The sequence below is a fragment of the Clostridium sp. MT-14 genome, from assembly GCF_042436595.1.
GTDB classification, from domain to species: domain Bacteria; phylum Bacillota; class Clostridia; order Clostridiales; family Clostridiaceae; genus Clostridium_B; species Clostridium_B aromativorans.
This window is the reverse complement of sequence record NZ_JBHMIY010000030.1, coordinates 1-25406: the sequence shown is the minus strand read 5'-3', so window position 1 is coordinate 25406 and position 25406 is coordinate 1. Positions and strand designations below refer to the sequence as shown.

Annotated in this window: 23 protein-coding genes; 1 reads left to right on the top strand and 22 read right to left on the bottom strand. The window is 37.9% G+C overall.

Annotated features, from left to right (window positions below; genetic code table 11):
- Nucleotides 1-69: 69 nt before the first annotated feature.
- From ACFHWD_RS16635 to cooS, 22 genes are all read right to left on the bottom strand, one after another.
- Nucleotides 70-450, bottom strand: a complete 381-nt coding sequence (locus ACFHWD_RS16635) for a DUF1667 domain-containing protein (RefSeq protein WP_378062723.1) — start codon at nt 448-450, stop codon at nt 70-72.
- Nucleotides 451-454: 4 nt separating this feature from the next.
- On the bottom strand, nt 455-1714 hold the full coding sequence (locus ACFHWD_RS16630) for an NAD(P)/FAD-dependent oxidoreductase (protein ID WP_378062722.1): 1260 nt from the start codon (nt 1712-1714) through the stop codon (nt 455-457).
- A gap of 122 nt (nt 1715-1836) precedes the next feature.
- Complete coding sequence (locus tag ACFHWD_RS16625) at nt 1837-3276, bottom strand: NAD(P)/FAD-dependent oxidoreductase (protein WP_378062721.1); 1440 nt, start codon at nt 3274-3276, stop codon at nt 1837-1839.
- Nucleotides 3277-3500: 224 nt separating this feature from the next.
- Complete coding sequence (locus ACFHWD_RS16620; protein WP_378062720.1) at nt 3501-4346, bottom strand: formate/nitrite transporter family protein; 846 nt, start codon at nt 4344-4346, stop codon at nt 3501-3503.
- A gap of 35 nt (nt 4347-4381) precedes the next feature.
- Nucleotides 4382-5014, bottom strand: coding sequence for a DUF3786 domain-containing protein (locus tag ACFHWD_RS16615; RefSeq protein WP_150357376.1), 633 nt, complete (start codon nt 5012-5014; stop codon nt 4382-4384).
- Nucleotides 5015-5144: 130 nt separating this feature from the next.
- Nucleotides 5145-5429 (bottom strand): zinc transporter, encoded by a 285-nt coding sequence (locus tag ACFHWD_RS16610; protein ID WP_378062719.1) that lies wholly within the window; start codon nt 5427-5429, stop codon nt 5145-5147.
- A 37-nt stretch (nt 5430-5466) separates the two neighbouring features.
- Nucleotides 5467-5661, bottom strand: a complete 195-nt coding sequence (locus ACFHWD_RS16605) for a CooT family nickel-binding protein (protein ID WP_378062718.1) — start codon at nt 5659-5661, stop codon at nt 5467-5469.
- 123 nt (nt 5662-5784) lie between these two features.
- On the bottom strand, nt 5785-7719 hold the full coding sequence (gene acsV / locus ACFHWD_RS16600) for a corrinoid activation/regeneration protein AcsV (RefSeq protein WP_378062717.1): 1935 nt from the start codon (nt 7717-7719) through the stop codon (nt 5785-5787).
- A gap of 39 nt (nt 7720-7758) precedes the next feature.
- Nucleotides 7759-8133, bottom strand: a complete 375-nt coding sequence (gene gcvH / locus ACFHWD_RS16595) for a glycine cleavage system protein GcvH (RefSeq protein WP_378062716.1) — start codon at nt 8131-8133, stop codon at nt 7759-7761.
- Nucleotides 8134-8218: 85 nt separating this feature from the next.
- Nucleotides 8219-10345, bottom strand: a complete 2127-nt coding sequence (gene acsB, locus ACFHWD_RS16590) for an acetyl-CoA decarbonylase/synthase complex subunit alpha/beta (RefSeq protein ID WP_378062715.1) — start codon at nt 10343-10345, stop codon at nt 8219-8221.
- 33 nt (nt 10346-10378) lie between these two features.
- A complete protein-coding gene (gene acsE, locus ACFHWD_RS16585; RefSeq protein WP_378062714.1) occupies nt 10379-11164 on the bottom strand; it encodes a carbon monoxide dehydrogenase/acetyl-CoA synthase methytransferase subunit in 786 nt (261 codons plus the stop codon).
- Nucleotides 11165-11244: 80 nt separating this feature from the next.
- Nucleotides 11245-12597: an acetyl-CoA decarbonylase/synthase complex subunit gamma gene (gene acsC, locus ACFHWD_RS16580; protein ID WP_150357363.1), complete on the bottom strand. Its 1353-nt coding sequence runs from the start codon at nt 12595-12597 to the stop codon at nt 11245-11247.
- Between the two features lie 41 nt (nt 12598-12638).
- On the bottom strand, nt 12639-13583 hold the full coding sequence (acsD, locus tag ACFHWD_RS16575; protein ID WP_378062713.1) for an acetyl-CoA decarbonylase/synthase complex subunit delta: 945 nt from the start codon (nt 13581-13583) through the stop codon (nt 12639-12641).
- A 26-nt stretch (nt 13584-13609) separates the two neighbouring features.
- Entirely contained in the window at nt 13610-14383 is a 774-nt protein-coding gene (locus ACFHWD_RS16570) for an AAA family ATPase (RefSeq protein WP_229981308.1), read from the bottom strand.
- A 94-nt stretch (nt 14384-14477) separates the two neighbouring features.
- Nucleotides 14478-15860: a dihydrolipoyl dehydrogenase gene (gene lpdA / locus ACFHWD_RS16565; RefSeq protein ID WP_229981307.1), complete on the bottom strand. Its 1383-nt coding sequence runs from the start codon at nt 15858-15860 to the stop codon at nt 14478-14480.
- Between the two features lie 19 nt (nt 15861-15879).
- Nucleotides 15880-16755, bottom strand: a complete 876-nt coding sequence (locus ACFHWD_RS16560; protein WP_378062712.1) for a methylenetetrahydrofolate reductase — start codon at nt 16753-16755, stop codon at nt 15880-15882.
- Nucleotides 16756-16778: 23 nt separating this feature from the next.
- The gene (locus tag ACFHWD_RS16555) at nt 16779-17429 is read right to left on the bottom strand and encodes a methylenetetrahydrofolate reductase C-terminal domain-containing protein (RefSeq protein ID WP_378062711.1); all 651 of its coding nucleotides are present in this window, start codon (nt 17427-17429) and stop codon (nt 16779-16781) included.
- Between the two features lie 27 nt (nt 17430-17456).
- Nucleotides 17457-18311: a bifunctional 5,10-methylenetetrahydrofolate dehydrogenase/5,10-methenyltetrahydrofolate cyclohydrolase gene (locus ACFHWD_RS16550; RefSeq protein WP_378062710.1), complete on the bottom strand. Its 855-nt coding sequence runs from the start codon at nt 18309-18311 to the stop codon at nt 17457-17459.
- 107 nt (nt 18312-18418) lie between these two features.
- Nucleotides 18419-19051 carry a cyclodeaminase/cyclohydrolase family protein gene (locus ACFHWD_RS16545; RefSeq protein ID WP_378062709.1) on the bottom strand — a complete coding sequence of 211 codons (633 nt, stop codon included), beginning with the start codon at nt 19049-19051 and terminating at the stop codon, nt 18419-18421.
- A gap of 21 nt (nt 19052-19072) precedes the next feature.
- A complete protein-coding gene (locus ACFHWD_RS16540) occupies nt 19073-20749 on the bottom strand; it encodes a formate--tetrahydrofolate ligase (RefSeq protein ID WP_378062708.1) in 1677 nt (558 codons plus the stop codon).
- A gap of 3 nt (nt 20750-20752) precedes the next feature.
- A complete protein-coding gene (locus ACFHWD_RS16535) occupies nt 20753-21526 on the bottom strand; it encodes an AAA family ATPase (protein ID WP_179978551.1) in 774 nt (257 codons plus the stop codon).
- 178 nt (nt 21527-21704) lie between these two features.
- Complete coding sequence (cooS, locus tag ACFHWD_RS16530) at nt 21705-23597, bottom strand: anaerobic carbon-monoxide dehydrogenase catalytic subunit (RefSeq protein WP_378062707.1); 1893 nt, start codon at nt 23595-23597, stop codon at nt 21705-21707.
- Between the two features lie 780 nt (nt 23598-24377).
- Between cooS and ACFHWD_RS16525 the strand changes: the two genes are divergently transcribed.
- A partial coding sequence (locus ACFHWD_RS16525; protein ID WP_378062706.1) for a DNRLRE domain-containing protein occupies nt 24378-25406 on the top strand: 1029 nt, incomplete at its 3' end.

Sequence of the window (25406 nt, the reverse complement as noted above, 5' to 3'; positions counted from 1 at the left end):
CCTTAATTTAAAAAGTTATATTACCGGCCTTAATCTAAAAAAGCGTAGAAAATTTCTACGCCTTCTAGCTTATGCTGTCTTATCATTTGCACTGTCAACTTTTTTAGTTGCTATAATATTCACCCCCGAATCTGCTACATTTTTAAGTATAACATCTCCTATATTTATAGGGGCTTTAACCACTATTCCCTTCAATGCTCTTATGCAGTCGAATATCTTTTCCTTTGGTATGTCTCTTTCCGTCTTTACAGGGACAACATCTATTTCTCCGTCTTCTACATATACGGAAGAAGTAACTATCCTGGTAGGACTAGTACATTCCTTTTTCCCGTATTCTTCTCCTCTTTTACAGGTATTCCCCGTAACTTCTATGACTTTATCTCCCTCTAATTTAACCAAAAGCTGACATCCCATAGGACAACCTATACAGGTCAATTCTCTTTTATTCATATTCTTACTTCCTTTCTACCTTTATGGTTATTCTTTTACAATTAGGATATTTATCTAAAAGCTCTCTGGTAAGTTTGACTTTCTCCATTTCTCCCGGGGTGAGTATTCTCTTTTTTATATGCATCTCTCTAACATCATCAAAATACACCGATATAAAGCTATCCTTAAACACATCTCCCACTCTAAATCTAACATCTATTGATTTTTCCACATTCTCAGGGTTTATAAACTGAGGAACTGTGTATCTAATCCCATCTACAGCCAAAACTTCTATTTTATTACCTTTAAAACTTTCTCCCCTTACATATTTAGCAGCACTTTTACCTGCATTCAAACTCTCTGCAGTAACATTGTCAACTAGGTCATGGACATGAAGTACATTTCCACAGGCAAATATTCCGTTTACATTGGTTTCCAAGCTCTCATCTACTACAGGACCTCCTGTTATATTTGACAATTTTACTTCAGCTTTTCTGGAAAGTTCATTTTCAGGCAGAAGTCCTACAGATAAAAGCAGGGTGTCACAGGGTATATATTCTTCCGTGCCCTTTATGACCTTTCTATCTTTTCCCACTTCGGCAATAGTTACGCCTTCAACTCTTTCCTTGCCTTTTATATCCGTCACTGTATGACTCAGCTTCAGCGGGATTCCAAAATCATCCAGACACTGAACTATATTTCTCTTAAGCCCACTGGAATAAGGCAAAAGTTCTACTACAGCCTTAACCTTTGCACCTTCTAAAGTCATTCTTCTGGCCATTATAAGTCCTATATCACCAGATCCAAGTATTACTACTTCCTTTCCCGGCATATACCCTTCCACATTGACAAATTTTTGAGCTGAACCAGCTGTATATATACCAGCACATCTGCTTCCAGGTATATTTATCGCTCCTCTTGGCCTCTCCCTGCATCCCATGGATAGGATTATGGATTTAGCTTTTATCTCAATTATGCCCTCTTCTTCATTTACTGCTGTTATAATTTTATCCTTATTTAAATCAAGTACCATGGTATTTAATTTATATGGAATGTTCATGTTTTTCACTTTGTCTATAAATCTCTGAGCATATTCGGGGCCTGTAAGTTCCTCCTTAAAAACATGAAGTCCAAATCCATTGTGAATACATTGGTTCAGTATACCCCCAAGCTGATTTTCCCTTTCAAGTATCAATATATTATCTATGCCTTCTTCTTTAACCGATATAGCTGCTGCAAGTCCTGCAGGACCGCCGCCTATTATTACTACGTCATATTCTCGCATATTTAAAACCTCCAAATCATCCTAATTTATCCAATTCACAATTTACAATGCACAGTTTACAATTTAAGAAGATTTTTGACTGCACCGAAAGTCAAGCAAATTTGATATTTAAGCTCTGATATTTAGACTGATACATTCTCTTTATCTTTTCCCACCAGTAAGTTCGAGTGCTCTCCCGATTTAGTCACTTCCTGAGGCGAAATTCTAAGCTCCCGTGCCAGAATTTCAACCACTCTAGGTCCACAGAAGCCTCCCTGACATCTTCCCATACCTGCCCTGGTCCTCTTCTTTACACCATCCACACTTCTTGCTCCCAGCGGTCTTCTTATAGCATCTACTATTTCACCTTCTGTAACAGTTTCACATCTGCATATTATCCTGCCATATTTAGAATTCTTGGCAATTATTTTCTTCCTTTCCTGATTAGTCATCTCTCTAAATTTAGGTATTCCCTTCCTTATTGGATTAAACTTGTCATTTTTTTCAGGTTTCAACCTATTTACTATAATGTCTTTAATCACAACTGCTATGGCAGGTGAACTGGACAATCCTGGTGATTCAATACCCGCTGCATTTATAAAATTAGGAGCATCTTCTACTTCTCCAATCACAAAATCACCTGTACCATGGGCTCTCAATCCTGAAAACGATGTTATAACCTGCCTCATAGGTAATTGATTTACACTGAGAGATGCCTTTGAAATTATGAAATCAAGCCCTTCGCTGGTAGTATTTAAATCCTCCTTGTCATCTATATCTTCTGCATCAGGACCTATCAAGAGATTTCCATCTACTGTAGGGGTAACCAAAACTCCCTTTCCCATTTTAGTAGGTAACTGGAATATTGTCCTGGAAACGGTATCTCCCACCGCCTTGTCAAACAGACAGTACTGTCCTCTTCTAGGAATTATACTCAATTTATTTTCACTTACCATGTTATTTATTTCATCGGAAAATACTCCTGCTGCATTCACTACAATTTTACTCTCTATATTGCCTTTATCAGTTTTTATTAAATAGTTTCCCCCACTTTTAACTATAGAAGTCACTTTAGTATCCAATTTAAACTCCGTTCCATTTGTAAATGCATTTTCAGCCAGTGCGATGGTCATTTCATAAGGGCAGACTATTCCACCTGTTGGAGCATACAGTGCAGCAGTTACATTCTTTGATAAATTAGGTTCCATCTCCCTCACTTTATCTCCATCTAATATTTCAAGATCAGGTACTCCATTCTCAATTCCCTGCTGTTTTAATTTTTCAAGATCTGCAATGCCCTCTTTATCGAAGCAAACTACTAATGAACCTATTCTTTTAAACGGAAAATCCAACTCTTTAGAAAGTTTATCGAACATTTTATTTCCCCTGGAATTCAATTTTCCCTTCAAAGTACCAGGCTTAGCATCAAACCCTGCATGAACTATGGCACTATTGGCTTTGCTGGTTCCGTTTCCAACATCAAAATCTTTTTCTACAACACATACATTAAGTTTATATTTGCATAACTCTCTTGCTATGGAACTTCCGATAACTCCGGCCCCTATAATGGTCACATCAAACATAAGACAATACCTCCTTAATAAAGTAACTTTCAGATTCAGGTGAATTTCACCATAGAAGTAGTTAAAAAGAAAAAGAGCTAACCTCAAGATATATTATAATATATCTTAAAATTTGGCTCTCTTTTTACTCTGCCATTTATTATATTTTCTTATACGCCTTCAGTATATCATACAAATATCCAATATTCAATAGCAAAAAATAACAAATTCATTGTAATCAAGTATTACTTGTAAGCAATGCTTTTTTTCTCATAAGCTCTGTGGTGCTTATATACTATAAAATAAGACATTGCTACCAATACAGCTCCTCCAACTATATTCCCAAGGGTTACAGGTATGAGGTTATGTACAACTCCCATTCCGCTTATTATTTTATCCTGTGACAATCCTGAAGCTGCGACAAAAGAAGGATTGGATTTTGCAAAAATTCCCGCCATTAAGAAATACATATTTGCAACACAATGTTCAAAACCGCAGGTTACAAAAGTCATTATGGGAAACCATATTATCATTACTTTACCCACTATATCCTTGGCTGCAAAAGCCCCCCACACAGCAAGGCACACTAAAAAATTACACATTATTCCACTGCAGAAGGCAGTTCCAAAAGGCAGTGCAGCTTTTGCAGATGCTACCTTTATAACCGTTCCTCCTAATTTCCCACTGCTCAGCCCAAAAACCCCGCCTTCAAATACCAGAAAAGCTACCAGTACTGATCCCACAAAATTAAATATATAAACAACTATCCAGTTTTTAATCATAGATTCAAAATCTATTTCTCCTCCTGCTAAAGGTACCACCATAAGACAATTTCCCGTAAAAAGTTCTGCTCCGCATATAACTACCAATATAAGTCCCACAGGAAAAACAGCACCCCCAGCAAATTTTGCAAGCCCGACATTGGTTATGCTGTGAGATACTACTGCGGAAACAACTCCTCCTACTGCAATAAACGCTCCTGCCAGCGTCCCCAGTATAGCTTGCTGGGAAATATTGAGGCCTGCCTTGGTACATCCGGCTCCTACTGCAGCATCACATATTTCATTAGGCTTTAACATATTACTTTCCATACAAATTCCCCCTCTTTTAAACCCCTGTATTCAAACTAAATATCCAACTTCATCATAGTTCCTATAGCTACATCTCCTACTACTGCCAAATCCTCTGCTGTAAAGTAAAAAAGTACATTGCTATTAAACAGTATCTGGGAAGAGGCTGGGAACTCTTCATCATCCTTCCAGATCGCAAAGATCACATATATATTATTTAAAAATTGAAATTTATAGGCAGCATCACCCATCTCCACTTTTTCTGCTCCTAATTTTTCAAATATTTCTTTAAACCTTTCTACATTCTTTCCAAAAGTTCTGGATAATCGTAAAATACACCTTCCATAGAAATTATTATAGTATACATTCCCACCTTCTATTTCCCTATAGGTAATGTATTTACGGGAAGGCTCCACTCCCTTGCCATGAATTAGATACCGCAAAATTAAAGTTTTTGGAGGATAGGCTTCAAATTTAGAACCATTTTTACTATATATATCTCCAGAAGGATACCTCACTATCAAATCTTGTCCCATTAATTTCACAGTTATCTCCTCCGCAGCTTTATTAAAAGTGCATCCTGTATTTTTAGCCATTATTTCAGGGTTAAAATTCTTAAATACGGTCTTATAGTGATCATAGGGTATTTTATCCTTCCTATTTTTATCTGTATTAATCTTATCTCCCATCTATTTGCACTCCTTAAACTAAACCTTATTTGATTTCGGCATAATGTGCTCCAATTAACAATTTAGATAAACTTGATTTTGAAATCAGTTTCAAAATCAAGTTTATCTAAAATTATACAATACATCAACCTTACATATATTCCTTTGCTTTTTGCAGCATATCATCAGCTTGTTTCATAAATTTCACTGCTTTTTCAATATATTGTGAAGTCTCAATTTTTCCCATACTTCCGGCCTTATTCACCCATTCTGAAAATCCTTCTTCGTGGGACTTATTATGTTCTATCCAATGATCCAACAGTATTTTCAATGTTTTTTCCTCTTTGCCCTCTTCAACTTCCAATGTACTGTCCTGAGCATGGATATGGTGATGCTCCCCGCTGTGGCAATGCGCATGGGTATGTTCATCTTTCATAGTAAACCCCTCCTCAATATTATATTTCACTGCAAAATTATACAGCTTTCTCTATGACTATTTTATTTTTCAAAAGATCTACCTCTTTTAACATTCCCTCTATTATTTTTTCTTCTCCCAAAATATCCGTTAAAAACAACTTGCCATTTTCCTTCGGAATTATATTCACCACATAATCCATAACTTTGCTTTCACCTTCGGGTGTTACCAAATATGCCGTCGATTCACACATATCAATTACCTCCTTTTTAACTCACACAAAAAATTTCATATCAATCTACAGGATTATAAAACACTTCCTTAAATTTAAGTATACTCTTTCTAATATGCTATTAAAACAACCACCAAAAAGTTTTTAAACAGACTTATTGAAGCACCTCTTAACAGTAGGAAATTTGTCTATATCCGTATGAGGTAAAAAGCAGGCTGATACAAATTCATCCATATACTCCGGTTCAACACTTAGTTCCACATAAGTCATGCTGTTGGCTATCTCTTCCAATTTATGCCTCGCATCTTCACTCATAAGGGTCAAATAGCATCCCATGAGTGAACTATTGCCTATATAATGGATTTTATTCTGATCTATATCCGGCAGCATCCCTATCTTAACCGCATTGCCTATGTCAAGGCTATTTCCTATACCACCTGCTATATATATCCTGTCAATGTCAGTAAAATCCATGGATAGATCCTTCAAAAGCGTGGTAATCCCAGAATATATAGCTGCTTTTGCCCTTATAAAATTATCTATATCAACTTCCGTTATGCTGACATCCCTTTCTAAATCATACTGTTCCTTAAATGCCAAAATATATCTCCCAATTCCATGTTCGTCAAATCTAATTCTATTGGTATCCAGATCTTTTACAATTTTCCCCTTTCTGTCTATGATTCCGGCAAACATCATCTCACATATAAGATCTATAATACCAGAACCACATATTCCAAGGGGTTTTTCCTGGCCAATGACTCTTAAAACAGGCTCATAACTGTCGTCAATGCTGACTTTCTCTATGGCACCACTGGATGCCCTCATACCGGAGCTTATCTCTCCGCCTTCAAAAGCCGGTCCTGCAGAGCAGGCACAAGCCATGAGATACTCACTATTCCCAAATACTATCTCTCCATTGGTCCCCAGGTCTATAAAAAGTATATTTTCCTCGCTGTTCCACATCCCTGAAGACAGCACCCCTGAAGATATGTCTCCACCTACATAGCTTGCTACAGAAGGTACCAGATATATAAACGTTTCGGGATTAACATCTACTTTAAGCTCTGAAGCCTTTATAAAAGGTGTCTTCACAAAAGCAGGTATATAGGGTTCCATTCTCAGAAAGTTCGGGTACACTCCCAGAAAAAGATGGGACATGGTAGTATTTCCCGCTGCCACAAAAGATACTACCTGATCTCTTGATATCCCCGAATCTATATACATATTATTAAGCAGCGGGTTTATAGTTTCCTGTATTACAGCATGATTCAATTCTTCAAGCCCGCTGCCTTTGGTAGAATATATTATCCTATTTATAACATCTGCTCCATACTTCATTTGGGCATTTCCCGAAGAAGCCTTTGCAATCAATTCGCCGTTGTATAAATCCACCAGGCAGGCTGCTACAGAAGTAGTTCCTATATCCACCGCCGCTCCATAGAGTTCTTTAGTTTTGTCTCCTTCTTCTATATTTATGATTGTAGTCTTTTCCCTTCCTCTGGGTATATGAGTTATTGTAATTTTAAAATCTGCTTTTCTCAAAAGTTTAGGTATTTTCCTCAATATGGGAAGCCTGCAAAATACACTACTATAATTCAGCTGTTTTTTCACATGCCTTTTCAGTCTTTCAAAATCAGATATATTGTCATCCAATGTAGGCGGATCAAGTTCCAGATATTCTTTTTTTACATAGGTTCCAAATTTCATACTGCTTTTCAGCATACGTTCTTTTAAATCATTAAATATATCTTTCTCCCTGCTGCTGGAAAAATCCTCTATCTTCATACCATGCATTGAAGATGACTCGGTTTCAGGTATTTCAACAACTGCATTGTCCCTGACAACACTTTGGCAGGCAAGTATATACCCATTTTTTTTCTCCGTTTCGGTGATGTTTTTACTGCTCACCGAAATGATATTGCCGCTTATTACCCTGACCTTACATTTTCCACAAGCTCCACTTCCATTACATGGAGTGTCCATAAATATACCAGCTTTTCTTACAGCTTCCAAGAGATTTTCTCCATCTGGTACTTCTATTTCCCTGCCATAAGGATTAAATTTTATTCTCACCATATCTTGCAAATACCTCCTTTACAAAAAGCAGCAAATTATCTATTCCAGTCCTGATTCATATTCAGAAGAACTCAACAGGTCTTTGATCTCGCTCTCATCCTTTATCTTTATTTTTATTATCCACGCATCATAAGGATCTTCATTTATATATTCAGGCTCATCATCCAGCTTCTCGTTGATTTCAATTACTTCACCGGATAATGGAGATATCGTATCCGATGCCTTTTTAGACGATTCAACTACTCCAAAAGAGCTGTCCTTTACGACTTCGTCCCCCACTTCCGGCATTTCTACAAATAGTATTTCCCCCAGCTGTTCCTGGGCAAAATCACTTATTCCTATAAGCGCTGTATCGCCTTCTACTTTTGCCCATGTATGTTCCTTACTATAGTACAATTCTTTCGGAAAATTCATAGATACCACCTCTTTTATAATTTTAAACATTTGGAGATAACAGAAACAATAATCTCCTGTTTCCGTTATCCTTCTATCAAATTCACTACATTATAGGGTCCATAGTAAGTGCAGGATGCCCCTTTTCCTCCAGGAACTTCAGTACATCTTCGGATTCAGTAGCAATGGTCTCATCACATATCATGTCTGAAAAATTATCTATATCATAGAGTTCTTTAGCTGTCTTATTCAATTTTTCTGCTACAAAGTCCTTTAACTCCTTAGGCATCCAGACTATTCTGGAAATCCCGCCTTCAGCCTTCATAAACTTCTTGGAAGATATAAAAGGCCTGCCGTGTCCCATGAATCCCGGAGTCTGAACTCCGCCGCCGGTCATGGATGCCAGTTCACCAAAGGTCATTCCAAGAGGAGTTATGGAAGCATATTCTCTGTTGACTATTACAACACCGTTGGCCTCCGGCATTATACCCGTGATGCATTCAAAACATCCGCAGGAAGTCATAGGATCCTGTAAGATACTGTACAGTGTAACATTATTTACGGCACCTTGAGATATTTTTGAAACAGTTTCATTCACTTTCTCCCAGATGCCTGCATTCTCATCAATCACACCTTCTTTAGGTACTGCCTGACATGGTCCTGTAGGATTTAACTCAAGTGTAGCTTTAGCATCCAGCCAGGAAACTGCCCCGCAGAGTCCAAGTCTTTCAGGCGTTATTATACATACATGTGCAGGTGCAAAGGACTGACATAGATTGCAGGAATAAAAAGTATCAACTTTTTCATCTACCAAGGATACAAGTCTAGCATCCCTTTCTGCATATCTTGGCATAGCATATTTTTCCTTCAATTCCGAAGTCTTAGCTGGATCTGTAGTTATAATAACTTCACATTTATCTACAACAGATCCAAACTCATCCAGCATCTTAGCATATATCACTTCTCCAAAATGCTTCAGCCTAAACCCTTTGTCGTAAGCTTCCTTGCCTATTCTAACCCAGGTCAGATTTCTCTGTCCTACATGCATTACTCCCTCTATATAATTCAGAAAATAATGAAGCCTTCTTTCAAGTACCGGTTCAAAGTCCTTCTGCATATTAGCTCCCGCTACCTTTACAAGCATTCCGAGGGGTAATCTTCCAGGGGCTTTGTCTATAGTGTCAATATCCGGACCTATAAGTTCTATTTTATGATCTTCAATTTCTCCAGGATCTACATTCATTACCAATTCCCAGGCTTCAGTTTTGCCTCCTCCAAATTCCGCAAGCATATCGTTCTTTCTTATTCTCTCGCCTTCAAAAGCTGCAGCAAAAGCAACTGGAATTGGGATCTCAGTTACCTTTATCTTTATTTTTCTAGCTTCTAAAGAGGTTCTGACAAATTTATCATAATCTTTTTGAGTCAATAAAAGTGTAGGAACTTCCGTTATATCCTGATCAGTTATTACAGGGAATCCAAGAGCTATAGCCCCCGCTCCGGCAGAAACCACAAGTTCACTCAACGGTCCAAAAGCATTTACAAAAGCAGGCACTCTTTCCGCAGTATACTGCAGCATTTCCTGAAGCGCACCGCCTTTGATTCCTCCAAATATAAGTCCGGCTCTTATGGCTACAGTTACAACATGTATTACGGAAGTAACATCGTATCCAAGTGGAATAACTCTAAGATCAAGTCCCATCTTAACTTTCCCTTCTACGGCCTGATCTATTACCTTTCCCACTAAAAACGTAAGCAGTCCCTTTGACTGATAATCTTTTATGATCTTAGATGCAGTATCAACATCCGGACATTCTCCCAGCACAACTGCCACACCTGGTATATCTCCTGTAACAAGCGGTACTCCGAGGGATCGTATTATTGGATCGGATATAAATCCAACACAGGGTTCAGTATAAGGAGCATCCGACAATACATATTTAGCTGCTTCTATTATCTCAGCTGCCACGGCCGTCGCAAGCCCCGAATTTAAAGCTTTGTCAAGAGTTTCTTCTTCCACTATAAGGCTTCTGACTATGTCCAGAGCCCCTTCTAATTCTCCCACGTTGGTTATCTTTTTTCCTGTAGCTGCAAAAATTACTGGAAGTGAATATGCAGTATCCGGAAAGGCCACTTTATAATCTTTGCCCTTTTCATCCACAGCTTGTTTAACTATGCCTTCAGCTGCTGCCAAAGCCTGTTTTGAACCAGTGAATATAGTTTGAAATAAATTCATTTTTAGCTCCTCCTATTTTTAAATATTAAAAGACTATAATTCTAAGTAGGAATCTGCATACAACACAGCTCCATTTATAACATCACAGGTCTTTATTGTTTCCATCAATCTCTTATCACAAGGATTCATTATTGCGGAAGTCAGTCCGCTTTGTATTGCCATAGCTGCATAAGTGGAATCCATTATAGGTCTTATTTCCTTTGGCGCTCCATTGGATACATTGCTGAGTCCGCAGCAGGTCCTGAGTTCCATTTCACTTATCAACTTAATAGCTTCCAATACTTCTTTCTGTTTATCCTGCATACCCTTTATCACTAAAAACAGTGGATCAAATAGTAAATCAGTAGGCTCCATTCCAAGTTCCATGGCTTTTTCAAGCATTTCCGTACAATATGCTATTCTCTCATCATTATCTTTTGTAATTCCCTCTTTTGCACACAATGCTATACACATGGCACCATATTCTGCAGCTAGATCTATGTTCCCAATTCTCTCTCCTGCATCTGCAGAATTTATTATAGGTTTACCTTTTTCCCTATTGTATACTTTAAGACCTGCTTCAATTGCCTTTTTATTTGTAGTATCAAGCGCCAGTGGAACATTGTCGAATTCGCTTTGAAGTGCCTTAACAGCCCACTGCATTATTTCTTCTCCATCTTTTCCTGCAGGTCCAATATTCAAATCTAAATAATCAGCTCCTGCATCCAATTGTTCTTTAGCTCTTTTAAATATAGGTGCAGTATTTCTTTCCTCAATAGCCTTTCTGATTGTCGGAGATATACAGTGAATTCTTTCACCTATGATCATAAATTTATCCATTATTAGACGACCTCCTAATTTTTATATTTTCAGCTGCTGGTTAAGCTTTCTCAGCCAGCAACTGTTTTATTAAAAATTTACTATTTTACCGCCATTTCCTTTAACAATTTAGGGATATACATAGCTTCAGTAGTGCCCACCACTATGTTCCAGTCTGGAAGATTTTCTTCCAATTCGCCTTTTAAAACTGCAACTTTTCCAGGAATTATAAGGGTCCTGTTCTTAGTTTTTTGTTCTATTCCACTATTTTTCACCATATCAGCTATCACACTGCCGGTAAATTTACCAGCAGCCCAGGAAGTCAAAACCGAATATCCTCCTGCATCTGGAATAACCATCCACACGGGCATCTTGGATCTTTCAACTTCTCCTGAAACTATAAAGTAAGTCAATGCAAAGTCAACAGTACACATTACAGGTGAATTATCATCTGCATTGTTGAGTCCGTATACTCCAACTTCTACCCTCATTGGTTTCTGAGGATCCGTAAATATGTTCTGTCTTATTCCATACAGCGGCAGCGCCCTGCAATAATCCATGTCGCTTAAAACAAGTATTGAACCATATTTCATAGTAAATAATGTGGATAAGGTAACCTCCTGGAATTTATCTCCCTTTGCAAGCTCATTTAAAAACAGTATGGAGGGATATCCAAAAGTCCTATCCTGTCCTTGAAGATTTATTCTCCTTATCTGAACTGTATTTTCAAAAGTTTCCTTTATGGACTTTGAACCAGGATCCAAAACCAGATTCTTATATCCTAATTTTTGAATTCCTTCTACCAATGTATAGAGTTCCTCCAGATTATCTGCTTTTACTCCCAAAGGTATATTGTCCTGTTTTACAAGTTCTACCATATCCTTAAAATTGTCTTTGTTTGCACCATAGGCCAGAGGGTTTTCGTCTTTTACTATGGGCAGTGCTTCCTTCATAACTGCTGCGTCCTCGCAAACTAATATATAAGCCACCTTTAATCCGCTGGATTTTACTCTGTTTATCAGTGCAAGATATTTATCTTTATTTGAAACATATCTCAAGGCAACAAATTCAGTTTTCATCTCTTCACCGATTCTAACATACTTCACATCTTTCATATGCTGAATCTTAGTATCTATTTCCGAATCTTCCATATTCTCTGATAAAAGTACTGCAAATCTATTTCTATTTACAAGTGTTTTTTCATGCCTGAATAGAACAGTTTCTCCACCTAATTTATATTCCGTATCCCCTTTTCCTACAGTTATTGTCTTCATAAGGGGTGCTGTAGCTTCTGCTAATTTTTCTATAGACTCTTTGCTCATGTGGGGGCATTTACTTATTTCCACCGCTCCAGATGCCACCTTCATTGAAAAAGCCAGGCAAGTTGGGAATCCACAATCCTTACAATTTTTTTTGGGTGTTAACTTAAATATACCTAATCCTGTTAAAGCCATTTTGAATCCTCCTTAATTTAAATACAAGTATAGTTTTCTTATTATCCCAATAGTTCCTTAATAAAACTTCTCATTATCTCCACAGACTTAGGATGGCGGAGTATTATAGCATTACTTCCTGAAGCCAATACTCCTGAAGCTGCTGCAACTTCCATAGAAACTCCCCTGTCGTCCTGGTTTCCCCATTCTGGAGTGTCTGCTTCCGGCTCTATCGATTCCTTTACCTTCCAGGTCTCGAAAGAAACCGGAGTGATGATTGGAACTTGAAGTGTTTTATCATTTTGAGTTAAAGCTGCAAGCTTTACTCTGTCCAAAGTTGATATAACATATTCATATCCATACCCGCCTGCCGAACATCCTACATTATCTACAAGCTTTTCATTATCAATTCCAAGTTGATTTACTAAAATGTTTATCTGCTTTGCCAGATTTATATCCACTGAAGATTCAGCTACAATTTTGTTGTTATAAGCTAATACACCAGCTGCTCCTATGGTTTTATAATTATCCTCTACAGCAGACATTAAAAGCACATTGCGTCCTTCCGTTTCCTGTGCAATTTTTTCAAATAATTTTGCATCCTTTTCATGGTTGCCAGTACCTGCAATTACCAAAGGAGTCTTTATGGCTTCAACTACCGCTTTAACTTTTTGTGCACAATCCTCTGGTGATGCATCCTCTCCATTGGGATCTGCACTTATAAGTCTTAAGCATATGAAATCTGGGCTGTATTTTTCTTCAACAAATTGCGCCCATTTTACAGCATCACTTGAAACATCCTTATACAGTTCTTTCAACGCGTCTGTCCAATCCTCTGGATAAATATCTGAAATCTCCATACCAATTTTTGGTGCATTTCCAGTATTCCCATCAAAGCTGTAAAATGGCAATACTGCTTCACCGCCCAATTTTATAGCTTTTTCTCCAGTTCCAATTTCAACTTCACCAATTTTACCTGAATATTTTTGTGCTGGTTTTTTTAACATAATGTTGCCTCCTTATAGTTACTTAGTTACTTTTTAAATTCAATTTTCGATAATATTTCATTCAATGCTTTCCTACATGGGGAATTATCTGGCAGGTCTACCAGCGCCTTGCCATCCGAGTCATAGTCATACACCATCTGATCCATAGGCACAACTCCGATTAAATCCAATTCTTGCTTTTCTATTTCTTTCTTTATCCCGGCATTTAATTTGCCTCCTGGAGCTCTGTTGACTATGAGAAAAATCTGACCAACTTTTAAATTTAATTCTGAAACCAGCTGCCTTATTCTTCCTACAGCCTGTATACCTCTTCTGGAACAGTCACTTATGAGAAGTAGGGTATCAATGGGATCTATAAGCTTTCTGCTAAGGTGTTCCATACCGGCCTCATTGTCAACTACTATGTAGTCATAATTTCCTGAAAGTGAATCTACCTCCGCTTTGAGTATCCCATTAACATAACAATAGCATCCTGGTCCCTGAGATCTTCCCATGACAATAAGATCGTATCCATCACCTTCAGTCATTGAAGCATTTAATTTATACTTCAGATAATCTGCCTTTCTCATGCCCCCCGGAAAACTATCTCCTGAAAGTGATCTTTGATTTACATCCTCTTTTATTTCCCCTATAGTTTCTTCAATTTCTGTTCCAAGCACTTCATTTAAATTGGAGTTTGCATCGGCATCGACTGCCAGAATAGGCCCAGCGCCTTTTTTTATAAGATAGTCAATTAAAAGACCTGTCAGTGTAGTTTTGCCCGTGCCTCCCTTACCTGCTACAGCTATTTTGTATCCCATAGTTCAACCTCCTTATATTGCCATGATAAAAATTATCTATAAACATTTTAATTTAAAAATTCTACCAGTACATATATCCCCAGAGACATGATCCCTATTTAATAGAGTGAATGCATTGATTATGGACATCATGGAGTGCTTCCATTATTCCCTCAGAAAGTGTGGGATGGGGGTGAATAACTTCCCCTATCTGCTCTGCAGTCAACCCCAATTCACAGGCAACAGTGAGTTCACCAATCATATCTGTAGCCCGTTCTCCTACTATTGCAGCTCCAATAATAACATCTTTTTCATCTGTAATTATCTTTACAAATCCCTGGAATTTGCCCATAGCCTGGGCTTTCCCAAGACCTCTAAAATCGAATTTCCCAATCTTATAGTCTATTCCTCTATCCTTTGCTTCGCTTTCCTTCATTCCTACAGATGCCACTTCAGGTTCTACAAATATACAACCCGGAACAGCTCTATAGCTCATTTTCTTCTTTTTATTCAGTACAGCATTGTAAACAGCTACAATACCCTCCCTAGAAGCAACATGTGCAAGAGCCGCACTGGGCAGTAAATCACCTATGGCATAAATGCCCTTTACATTAGTTTCCAAATACTCATCTACAATTATTCTACCTCTTTTATCAGTTTTAATTCCAACATTGTCCAATCCTAAACCATCAGTATAAGCCCTTCTTCCAACAGCTACCAGCATGGTTTCCGCTTCCAGAACTTTTCCACTTTTCAGTACAGCAGTTACTCCATTTTCCTTAACTTCTACACCGGATATGCCATCTCCTACAAAATACTTTATTTTTTCCCGTTTAAAAGCTCTTTGAAGTTGTTTTGCCACATCTTCATCTTCAAGAGGTGCCAGGTGAGGCAGCATTTCCACTACTTTGACTTCAGTTCCCACGCAGTGAAGGAAATATCCTATTTCACAGCCTATAGGGCCTCCTCCTACTATAATCATGGATTTTGGAAGCTTATTTAAATTAAGTACCTCATCAGAGGTTATAACCCTTTTACCGTCATATTTAAAAAATTTAGGTGCCACAGGTACGGAGCCAGTGGCAAGCACAATCTTATCTGCCTTTACAGTCTCCTTGGTTCCATCTTCTCTATCTACTTCTATTTCACTGCTATTTAAAAGTTTTCCCGTACCTTTTACAATTTTTATTCCCCTGTATTTTAATATCGCTTCTATTCCTTTAACCAGCTGAGCTACAATTTTATTTTTTCTCTTCATAATAAAGTCAAAATCAACTTTTGCTTCTCCCTCAAAATCAATTCCAAATTTCGATGCATCTCTTGTTACATTTAAGACATCTGAACAAGCAAGCAGTGCTTTAGTAGGTATACATCCTACATTTAAACAGGTACCACCCAGATATCCCTTTTCAATCACAGTTACATCTGCCCCTAAAATAGCAGCCTGGACAGCAGCTACATATCCGCCTGGTCCTCCTCCAATCACAACTAATTTCATTATAATCGCTCCCCCTATTTTATAATCCTGCTTCATCCAATATCAAAGGCACATTCTCTTCAGCCCCAATGGCCATTATATGAACTCCATCAAATAATTTTTCTTCTTTTATACGTCTTATAAATTCTGCTGATATCTTTATACCTTCTTTAACCTTGTCTTCAGCATTTTTCATTCTGTCAATAAGTTCCTCAGGAACAAATATTCCCGGTACATTTTTATTCATATATTTGGCCATGCCAGCTGATTTCAAGGGTATTATGCCAATCATGATCTTGGCGTTTAAATCTTTAGTTTTTTCTTTAAATTCCCTTAAAATATCTATATCATAAACAGCCTGAGTTTGAAAAAATTTAGCTCCAGCTTTAATTTTTTTCCTCATTTTAATAATCTGAAGCTCCAGCGGCTCATACTTAGGAGTAACACAGGCTCCTAAATAGAATTTAGGAACTCCATTTAAATCATTTCCACTCATATCTTTTCCAGCAGCTAAAGTATTGGCTACCTGTAATATGCCAACACTGTCAAGATCATAAACCGGCTTAGCTCCCGGATGATCTCCTACACCAGTATAATCTCCCGTAAGTGCCAAAACATTTTCTATTCCAAATACACCTGCAGATAAAAGTTCTCCCTGAATTGCTATCCTATTCCTGTCTCTTCCCGTTATTTGAAATACTGGTTCTAGTCCTGCATCCTTTAGAACTTTACAAGTAGCAAGAGATGTGGCTTTTAACGTAGCAGATTGAAAATCTGTAACATTTACTCCGTGAACCCTTCCCTTCACATTATTGGCGCACTCAATTAAATGCGAAAGATCCGTTCCCTTGGGAGGTGCCATTTCAGCTGTAACTGCAAAATCACCTTTTTTAAAAGCTTCTTTTAGCAAGCTCATTTTTTAAATCCTCCTTTTGATCATTACTTAGCTCTCAAGTTTATCTTCCTAGGGTGTGAGCTTATCTGATAATCTCTTGGTTCTCTTAATTCTTCCAGATTATCAAGCTGCCCCAATTCCTTCAACCTATTATATATTAATATCCAGGCACAATCATTCTCGGGATTGACTTCACATTTGCCGTCTCTTGCCCCGCCGCAGGGACCATTTAAAAGCCCTTTTGCACACAGAGTAACAGGACATATTCCGCCAGTCCACCCGAGCTGACAGTTCCCACAAGCTCTGCAGGCTTCAGAATATTGCCCTACCCTTTCCACTTCGCCTATAAACATGGTATTGTTTCCCGGATAAACAGGGATATCGACCAGTTTGGCTACAGTCTGCGTCCCATCCCCGCAGGACAGAGACAAAATCGCATCTGCTTCTTTTAACTCAGATTTCAATGATTTTAAATCTTTTCTCGTCTTCAGGAAATTGCAGGAAGGATCAAGTATTTTGCAGCCTAGAACTTTTTTACCGTTTTCCTCCAGCCTGGTTTTCATTTCCAATACTTCTTCCTCTCCGCCTACTTTACAGGTAGAAGCACAAAGTGAACATCCTGTAATTATTACTTTTTTACTGTCCTTGAGATAATCCAGCAACTCCTCAAAAGGTTTTTTTTCTGAAATAATCATATCCTACCCCTCCATTTATTTAAAGGCCTATAAGCTGTTCTGCAATTTGCAGGCTTTTATAATATGCTGTGCCAAAATGGAAGACGTTACCGAGCCCACTCCTGCCGGCACAGGTGTAATCATTGAAGTCTTTGGCTCACAATCTGCTGTATTCACATCTCCACAGATCTTTCCATTTTCATCTACATTTATACCCACATCTATGACTACGGCACCATCTTTTACATACTTTGAATCTATCATTTTGGCTCTTCCTATACCTACTACAAGTATATCCGCTTCCGAACAAACCTCTGGCATATCCACAGTTTTGGAATGACATATTGTAACCGTAGAATTCTCATTTAGAAGGAGCATGGCCATTGGTTTCCCAACTATCATAGATCTTCCTATTATAACTGCACGTTTGCCCTGCATAGGTACCTTATAGTACTTTAATATCTCTATAACCGCAGATGGAGTACAAGGGGCAAACCCTGTCTTATCATTTTCCATCACCTTTGCAACATTTACAGGACTAAAACAGTCCATATCTTTTTCAGGGGCAATTACATATTTTATAACATTTTCATCCAGCTGCTTGGGGAAAGGTCTAAACACCATTATCCCGTTTACACTCTTGTCTTCATTTACTTTTTTCAGTTCTTCAATAAATTTATCCTGTGCTATGTCTTCAGGTAACTCCTTGACAGCTGCGTCTATTCCAATTTTACTGCATCTTTTTAAAGCTCCTCTTTCATAAGCAAGGTCACTTCCGTTTGCTCCAACTCTCACTATTACAAGTTTTGGAGTAATACCCTTTACCTTTAAATTTTCAACTTCTTTAGTTAAAGTTTCACTTATGGCATCTGCCACAGGTTTACCTTTAATTATCTGACCCATACTTATAATCTCCTTCACATTTAAAATTAACTGCATGTCAAACTAGAATTGATTGATAAATGTCTTCGCAAGAAATACAAATATTTCCTGCGAAGCTCTCATATTTCTCACTTACAAAGCTTATCTAGAACTTTTTTGTACACTTTATCTGCAATTTCGGCACCCTTATCAACTAAGGGTTCTGTTTCTAATTTTACTTTTTTTACGTATTCCTCATCTTTAATAGAATTTATGTTTATTACTACATTGAGCTGTGCTCCAATAATAGCAGCTTTAAGACACTGAACTCCTACTCCCACATCACTTATGGCAAGCTTTGAACAGTTGTCTACAAGTGCCTCGTGAAGTTCAATGGCTTCATAGGCTTTCTTAACAATATTTACCGGAACGCTGCAGGCTTCCTTTAAACACCTTTCCAAAGTCTCCGATTTCAATTTCCTTTCCTGTTCAGTATTTTTAGGCATTCCATAAGCCCTGGAAAGCGGGAGAAAACACTCTGCATCCTCATCTGTCAATTTTAAAAGTTCATCCTGTAAATCAGCAGCCTTTTTCAATATTCCCTTTACCTTTTCATCATACTGGGCATATTTTTTCTTGCCTATAGTAAGATTGCACACCATACTTCCAAGTGCCATACCTATGGCTCCTACAATTGCAGAAGCTCCGCCTCCACCTGGTGTGGCCGATTTAGAAGCTAAAACCTCCACAAAATCCCTGCAGGTTTTATCTGCCAATTTCATATTGCCACCTCCTAAAACATCCTAGAATAATCCACTTATCACTCCATTTTCATCCACATCTATTTTTTCGGCAGATGGAACTTTTCCAAGCCCTGGCATCTTCATTATCGAACCAGTTACTGCAACCACAAAACCTGCCCCTGCCGAAATTGTAACCTGTCTTACTGTAATCTTGAACCCTGTAGGTCTTCCAAGTTTAGTCTGATCATCAGTAAGGGAGTATTGAGTTTTAGCTATACAAACTGGAGTCTGTCCAAAACCTAGTTTCTCCAATTCATCAATTTCCTTTTCTGCCTGACTTGTAAAATTAACATCATCGGCACCATATATTCTTTGAGCTATAGTTCTTATCTTTTCTCTAATTGGAAGTTTTTCATCATAGGCAAACTGAAAATCGTTTCTGCCGTTTTCTATAAGATTCAGTACTTCTTTGGCAACTTCTATTCCACCTTCGCCGCCTTTTGCCCATACTTCCGACAATTTAACATTTACGCCCAATTCCTTACACTTATCTTCCACCAATTTAAGTTCAGCTTTTGTATCAGTAGGGAAAGCATTCAACGCAACAACTGCAGGCAGTTTATATACCTTAGTTATATTCTCTACATGTTTTAGCAGATTAGGAAGTCCCTTTTCAAGCGCTTCCAAATTTTCACTATTTAATTCAGCTTTTGGAACTCCACCATTGTATTTCAGCGCCCTTACTGTAGCAACTATTATTACTGCATCCGGTTTTAACCCTGCCATTCTGCATTTGATATCAAGGAATTTTTCAGCACCGAGGTCAGCACCGAATCCTGCCTCTGTAACTACATAATCGCCAAAATGCAGTGCCATTCTAGTAGCCATTATCGAATTGCATCCATGAGCTATATTTGCAAATGGTCCACCATGTACAAATGCAGGCGTTCCTTCAAGAGTTTGAACTAAATTTGGCTTTAATGCATCTTTAAGAAGTGCCGCCATAGCTCCCTCAGCTTTTAAGTCGTGAGCCGTTACAGGTTTGCCATCTCTAGTGTAGCCTACAACTATTTTAGCAATTCTGTTTTTCAAATCAATTATGTCACTTGACAGACAGAATATAGCCATAATTTCTGAAGCAACTGTTATATCAAATCCATCCTCTCTAGGTGTACCATTTGCCTTTCCACCCAATCCATCTACAACAAATCTAAGTTGTCTGTCATTCATATCCACGCATCTTCTCCAAGAAATTCTTCTCGGATCTATGTTAAGTTTATTACCTTGATATATATGATTATCTATCATTGCTGCCAGTAAGTTGTTAGCAGCAGTCAATGCATGTATGTCTCCTGTAAAATGCAGGTTTATATCCTCCATAGGTACTACCTGGGCATATCCACCACCGGCAGCTCCGCCTTTTATTCCAAATACAGGTCCCATGGACGGTTCTCTAAGTGCAACAACTACTGATTTGTTGAGTTTTGCCAGTGCATCTGCAACGCCTATTGCTGTGGTAGTTTTTCCTTCTCCTGCTGGAGTCGGGTTTATAGCTGTACAGAGTATAAGTTTTCCATTTTTACTAGGAGTAGTCTTTAACAGGTTATAATTCACTTTTGCTTTATACTTACCGTATAATTCAATGTCATCTTCGGAAATATCAAGTTTTTTAGCAATGTCTTTTATGTCCTCCATTTTACACTCCTGAGCTATTTCTATGTCTGATTTATAAGTCATTTATTATACCCCCATCTCTAATTTTTGTTTTATTTTTTTTACCTCCTCCACGGTTTCCTTATCGGAATCATAGGGAGATTTATTAACTCTGTCAGAACTTCCTACCGCGCCACTGTAATGCATAAAACCAAGACATTCTTTTTCGTCTATATTTTTAAGTACAAAATTTTCATCCTCTTTATTTTTAATTTTATTAGCTACTACAAATATCTTCTCAATACCTATATCCATGGCCAATTTTTTTACATGCTTAAAAGTCTGTATACTCCTTATGCCAGGTTCTACAACAACAATAAATACATCTACACCCTGGGCCGTTCCCCTTCCCAAATGTTCAATTCCAGCTTCCATATCCATTATTACAATATCTTTATTCTGAAGAAGTAAGTGAGAAGTCAGTTTTTTCAGCAGTACATTTTCAGGACAGAAACACCCTGTTCCACCGGTGTCAACTGTACCCATAGTTAAAAGTCTAACACCATTATATTCTCTGCAATATCTCTCTGGTATATCATCTACTTTAGGATTTATTTTGAACATCTTTCCAAAAGCTCCCGGTGTAGATTTAGTTCTTTCAGCTACTAATTTTTTCATTTCTGAAATTGGCACAATTTTTTCAGTTATCTCAGGGGGAAATCCTAGAGCCAGTGCTAAATTGGGATCAGGATCCGCATCCACAGCTAAAACCTTATATCCTTCTGATGCATATATTCTGCTCATTACTGCTGCAAGTGTAGTTTTTCCCACACCACCTTTACCTGTTATAGCCATCTTCATCTTCATATGCAATCCCCCTCTTTCATTAATATTTGACATAAGCTGCATCAATTGTTATAAAAAATTTCCTCAAAGTGATACACAGATATTTCAGTGTATCACTTTGATAAAATATTTTGTATCATTTTAAGCCATTACGAATTAAAACCCGTTATTAACTTATTTTCAACAACTGTATTTAAATTCCTATTTTCTTGCGTTTTACATTCATTCTATTTACAATCTGTTCAACTGCCTTTTTAGGATCTGTTTCTATAAAGAATTTAGCCCCTACCCAATCCTCAATTTTATTGGTAAGAATGTCCACTACTTCCGGCCCACCTGTTACAGGAGGAACTATCCCAAGCCAAACATCAATACCTGAAGTTACTACATAGGTACCTATTGCCACAGCCTTTTCAGACATCCATTCCGGCGCTATACCTGCTACTGGAAGATCGCTCATGTCAACTCCCAGGTGGTTTGCCACTCTTCCAACCAGATCCAGTATACGGCTTATATCCACACAAGATCCCATATGAAGGACAGGTGGTATATCTACAAGTTTACATACAGTAGCTAGTCCAGGCCCAGCATATTTTACTGCTTCCTTCTGTAATAATCCATATTTTGCCGCTGCCTGAGCTGCACACCCAGTAACAACAACGATAACATCATTTGCTATTAATCCCTTTATAGTTTCAATATGGCTGTAGTCCTGAGTAGTCTTAGGGTTGTTGCATCCAACTACAGCTGCAGCCCCTCTCAATACTCCAGATACTATAACATCTGCCAAAGGTTTTACAGTTTGCATTGGTCCTATCTCGGTATTTACAACTTTATCTAATTTATTTAAAATTTCCTCTACACTATATCCTACAATTGCATTTGACTTTAATTGAGGAATCATTACTTTGCTCTGGTCTCTATTTTTGAAGTTCAATATTGCCTCTCTTAAAATCTTCTTGGCCGAATCCAACGGGTGTTCTTCATCCAGCTCAATATAAGTTGAATCTTTAATATGCGCCTTTGGTGAAGTAGTTATAAACTTAGTATGATAAGATTGTGACAACTTCGCCAGTGCTGGCATTATACACTGCACATCTACTATCAATGCATCCACTGCTCCCGTAACAACTGCCAGTTCCTGCTGCATAAAGTTTCCTGCCAGCTTTATTCCATGCCTCATACTAATTTCATTTCCAGTACAACACATTCCACACAGGTTTATTCCATCAGCACCCACCGATTTAGTTAGTTCTATCAGCTCCGGATCGGAGGCTGCTTGTACTATCATTTCTGAAAGAATTGGTTCATGTCCGTGTAAAACCACATTTACAGAGTTCTTCTCAAGTACTCCAAGATTTGCTTCAGTATCTACCGAGTGAGGAGTTCCATACATTATGTCGCTGAATTCCGTACCCATGTATGATCCAAGCCATCCATCCGTCAATGAACATCTCATGGACATTTTGATCATGCTCTCTGCATCCGCATTGCATCCCATGTGGGTTGAGTGCATAACTGCCGTTATCTCTCTATCAACTGCCCTTGGAAATATACCAAGTTTTTTCCAAATTTCTTTTCTTTTTTCCGGAACAGAAGGTGGTAAATTTACTTCTCCAAGCTGTCTCCCATAATCATTCAATCCTTCCTTTGCTACATCATGTGCTATATCATATTTATCTCTTTCTTTAGTTTCAACATTAAATCTCCCTGCAACTCTCTTTAATTTTTCCTCATCTTTAACTTTTATATTTCCATCTTCACTAGTATGATACAAAGTAAGAGCTATACTTCTGCCATGATCCGAATGTGCCGCCGTACCTGCTGCAACCATTCTTGCAAAATTTCTAGAAACTATTACATCTGCCGTAGCTCCACATATGCCCCTTGAAACTCCCTTTCCAGGTACGGGACTTACTCTACAGGGTCCCATAGCACAATTCCTGCAACAGACTCCAGCTGAACCAAATCCGCAGGGTGTCTTTAGTGCAGACTTTCTATCCCAGGCCGTTTCCACTTCATCCTTCTTCGCTTTTTCCAGCAGTTCCAATGTAGCCTTGTCAATTGAGATCGTCTTCTCTTCCATTTTAATAATTCCCTCCTTCTCAAAATAAAAGCTTTACAACAGCAATTATTTCTCAAGTCAACTTAATTACCTAAAACCCATATTATACTTATAAAATAATTGTATTTGACTACAATTATAGATATAACTTACTATTTTCACAAAACAACTTTTTTTATTTATCTACTAACTATAGTATACAGAAAAAATGTTAAGAAATAAACATGCAAATTTAAATAATTTTTATTTTATAACTTATTAACAAAAATTTCTTATCTAAATTTAATCTTAAAAAAGTATCAATAGTAAAGATTCTCTGATTTACAAATTTTCTAAGTGGCATTTTAGTGGCATTTTAAGAGATATGTTAGTCAATTTTTATAAATATCGGCTTGTATATACTTATTATATATTATTAAAATTATATACCTGTACTCTTATTTTGTCAACGATTTCAGATAATTTATAGGAAGTTCCCCTCTCATATATTTATTGAATATATTTTTAGTCTTAATTCCTTTTTTGTAAAATATATGTACATTAGTTTGGTATATATTTAACAAACATAGATATACTAAAAGGATCTTAAAACTCTTATTTTATTCTGAATAACTAAATTTATATCAATTTGTCATTATAGTACTATAAAATACCTACATTACCATTAAAATTCTACTTACTACAAAACTACAAAATGTAACCAAAGCCTATATAATTCCATATATTATAATTAACCAAATATTAAACTATACAACTTTTTCATTACAACAGAATAATACTCGAAAATGAGGAGGCAATCTTATGGCTATTTTTACAGTTTATCCTACTGATGATGTATATATATCAGAATTTTTTCCAAATACAAATTTTATCTCATCACCAGCTTTATATAGCGGAGAGTACACCCAATATAATGGATGTCCAGATGCATATGCAAGTTTACTAAAATTTAACATTGAAGATTCAATACCAAACGGATCTGTAATATCAAATGCCTATCTAAATATTTACGTAAATAGAAAAAATAAGCTTGATTGCAAGTATCCCTGCCAATCCATAACTGTCTACAATAACTTAAATAATTTTAGAGGAAATACGGTTACATGGAATACTGCACCCGATATTTCTATAACTCCATATAAAAAAACAATATCTGATACAGATGTGGGAACATTCATAAAAATAGATATAACAAATTTAGTAATTAATTGGCACAACAACACTCTTGCAAATAATGGTATAACTTTAGTTGGAATAGAAAATATCGTAGATAGCTTAATTGGATACGATAGTAGTAGAACTCCTAATTCACCTTATATATTAATAAAATATACCTGTAATTCACCATCTCCAGACTATAAACCTTGCCCTCCTGATCCTGAATGTAAGCCTGGATGTCCTGGTCCTCAAGGCCCTAAAGGTCCACAAGGTGATCCTGGTTGCCCTGGTCCACAGGGTCCTCAAGGTAAGCCCGGATGTCCTGGCCCTCAGGGCCCGCAAGGTCCGCAAGGTGATCCCGGTTGCCCTGGCCCTCAGGGCCCGCAAGGTCCGCAAGGTGATCCCGGGTGCCCTGGCCCTCAGGGCCCGCAAGGTCCGCAAGGTGATCCCGGGTGCCCTGGCCCTCAGGGCCCGCAAGGTCCGCAAGGTGATCCCGGGTGCCCTGGCCCTCAGGGCCCGCAAGGTCCGCAAGGTGATCCCGGGTGCCCTGGCCCTCAGGGCCCGCAAGGTCCGCAAGGTGATCCCGGTTGCCCTGGCCCTCAAGGTCCTCAAGGTAGACCTGGATGTCCCGGCCCACAGGGTCCGCAGGGTCCTAAAGGTGATAAAGGTGAT

Excerpts from the sequence above, each read along its gene's own strand:
- ACFHWD_RS16635 (WP_378062723.1), bottom strand. The coding sequence starts at position 450 with ATGAATAAAAGAGAATTGACCTGTATAGGTTGTCCTATGGGATGTCAG.
- ACFHWD_RS16630 (WP_378062722.1), bottom strand. The coding sequence starts at position 1,714 with ATGCGAGAATATGACGTAGTAATAATAGGCGGCGGTCCTGCAGGACTT.
- ACFHWD_RS16625 (WP_378062721.1), bottom strand. The coding sequence starts at position 3,276 with ATGTTTGATGTGACCATTATAGGGGCCGGAGTTATCGGAAGTTCCATA.
- ACFHWD_RS16620 (WP_378062720.1), bottom strand. The coding sequence starts at position 4,346 with ATGGAAAGTAATATGTTAAAGCCTAATGAAATATGTGATGCTGCAGTA.
- ACFHWD_RS16615 (WP_150357376.1), bottom strand. The coding sequence starts at position 5,014 with ATGGGAGATAAGATTAATACAGATAAAAATAGGAAGGATAAAATACCC.
- ACFHWD_RS16610 (WP_378062719.1), bottom strand. The coding sequence starts at position 5,429 with ATGAAAGATGAACATACCCATGCGCATTGCCACAGCGGGGAGCATCAC.
- ACFHWD_RS16605 (WP_378062718.1), bottom strand. The coding sequence starts at position 5,661 with ATGTGTGAATCGACGGCATATTTGGTAACACCCGAAGGTGAAAGCAAA.
- acsV (WP_378062717.1), bottom strand. The coding sequence starts at position 7,719 with ATGGTGAGAATAAAATTTAATCCTTATGGCAGGGAAATAGAAGTACCA.
- gcvH (WP_378062716.1), bottom strand. The coding sequence starts at position 8,133 with ATGAATTTTCCGAAAGAATTGTACTATAGTAAGGAACATACATGGGCA.
- acsB (WP_378062715.1), bottom strand. The coding sequence starts at position 10,345 with ATGAATTTATTTCAAACTATATTCACTGGTTCAAAACAGGCTTTGGCA.
- acsE (WP_378062714.1), bottom strand. The coding sequence starts at position 11,164 with ATGGATAAATTTATGATCATAGGTGAAAGAATTCACTGTATATCTCCG.
- acsC (WP_150357363.1), bottom strand. The coding sequence starts at position 12,597 with ATGGCTTTAACAGGATTAGGTATATTTAAGTTAACACCCAAAAAAAAT.
- acsD (WP_378062713.1), bottom strand. The coding sequence starts at position 13,583 with ATGTTAAAAAAACCAGCACAAAAATATTCAGGTAAAATTGGTGAAGTT.
- ACFHWD_RS16570 (WP_229981308.1), bottom strand. The coding sequence starts at position 14,383 with ATGGGATACAAAATAGCTGTAGCAGGTAAGGGAGGCACGGGCAAAACT.
- lpdA (WP_229981307.1), bottom strand. The coding sequence starts at position 15,860 with ATGAAATTAGTTGTGATTGGAGGAGGACCAGGCGGATATGTAGCTGCT.
- ACFHWD_RS16560 (WP_378062712.1), bottom strand. The coding sequence starts at position 16,755 with ATGAGCTTGCTAAAAGAAGCTTTTAAAAAAGGTGATTTTGCAGTTACA.
- ACFHWD_RS16555 (WP_378062711.1), bottom strand. The coding sequence starts at position 17,429 with ATGATTATTTCAGAAAAAAAACCTTTTGAGGAGTTGCTGGATTATCTC.
- ACFHWD_RS16550 (WP_378062710.1), bottom strand. The coding sequence starts at position 18,311 with ATGGGTCAGATAATTAAAGGTAAACCTGTGGCAGATGCCATAAGTGAA.
- ACFHWD_RS16545 (WP_378062709.1), bottom strand. The coding sequence starts at position 19,051 with ATGAAATTGGCAGATAAAACCTGCAGGGATTTTGTGGAGGTTTTAGCT.
- ACFHWD_RS16540 (WP_378062708.1), bottom strand. The coding sequence starts at position 20,749 with ATGACTTATAAATCAGACATAGAAATAGCTCAGGAGTGTAAAATGGAG.
- ACFHWD_RS16535 (WP_179978551.1), bottom strand. The coding sequence starts at position 21,526 with ATGAAGATGGCTATAACAGGTAAAGGTGGTGTGGGAAAAACTACACTT.
- cooS (WP_378062707.1), bottom strand. The coding sequence starts at position 23,597 with ATGGAAGAGAAGACGATCTCAATTGACAAGGCTACATTGGAACTGCTG.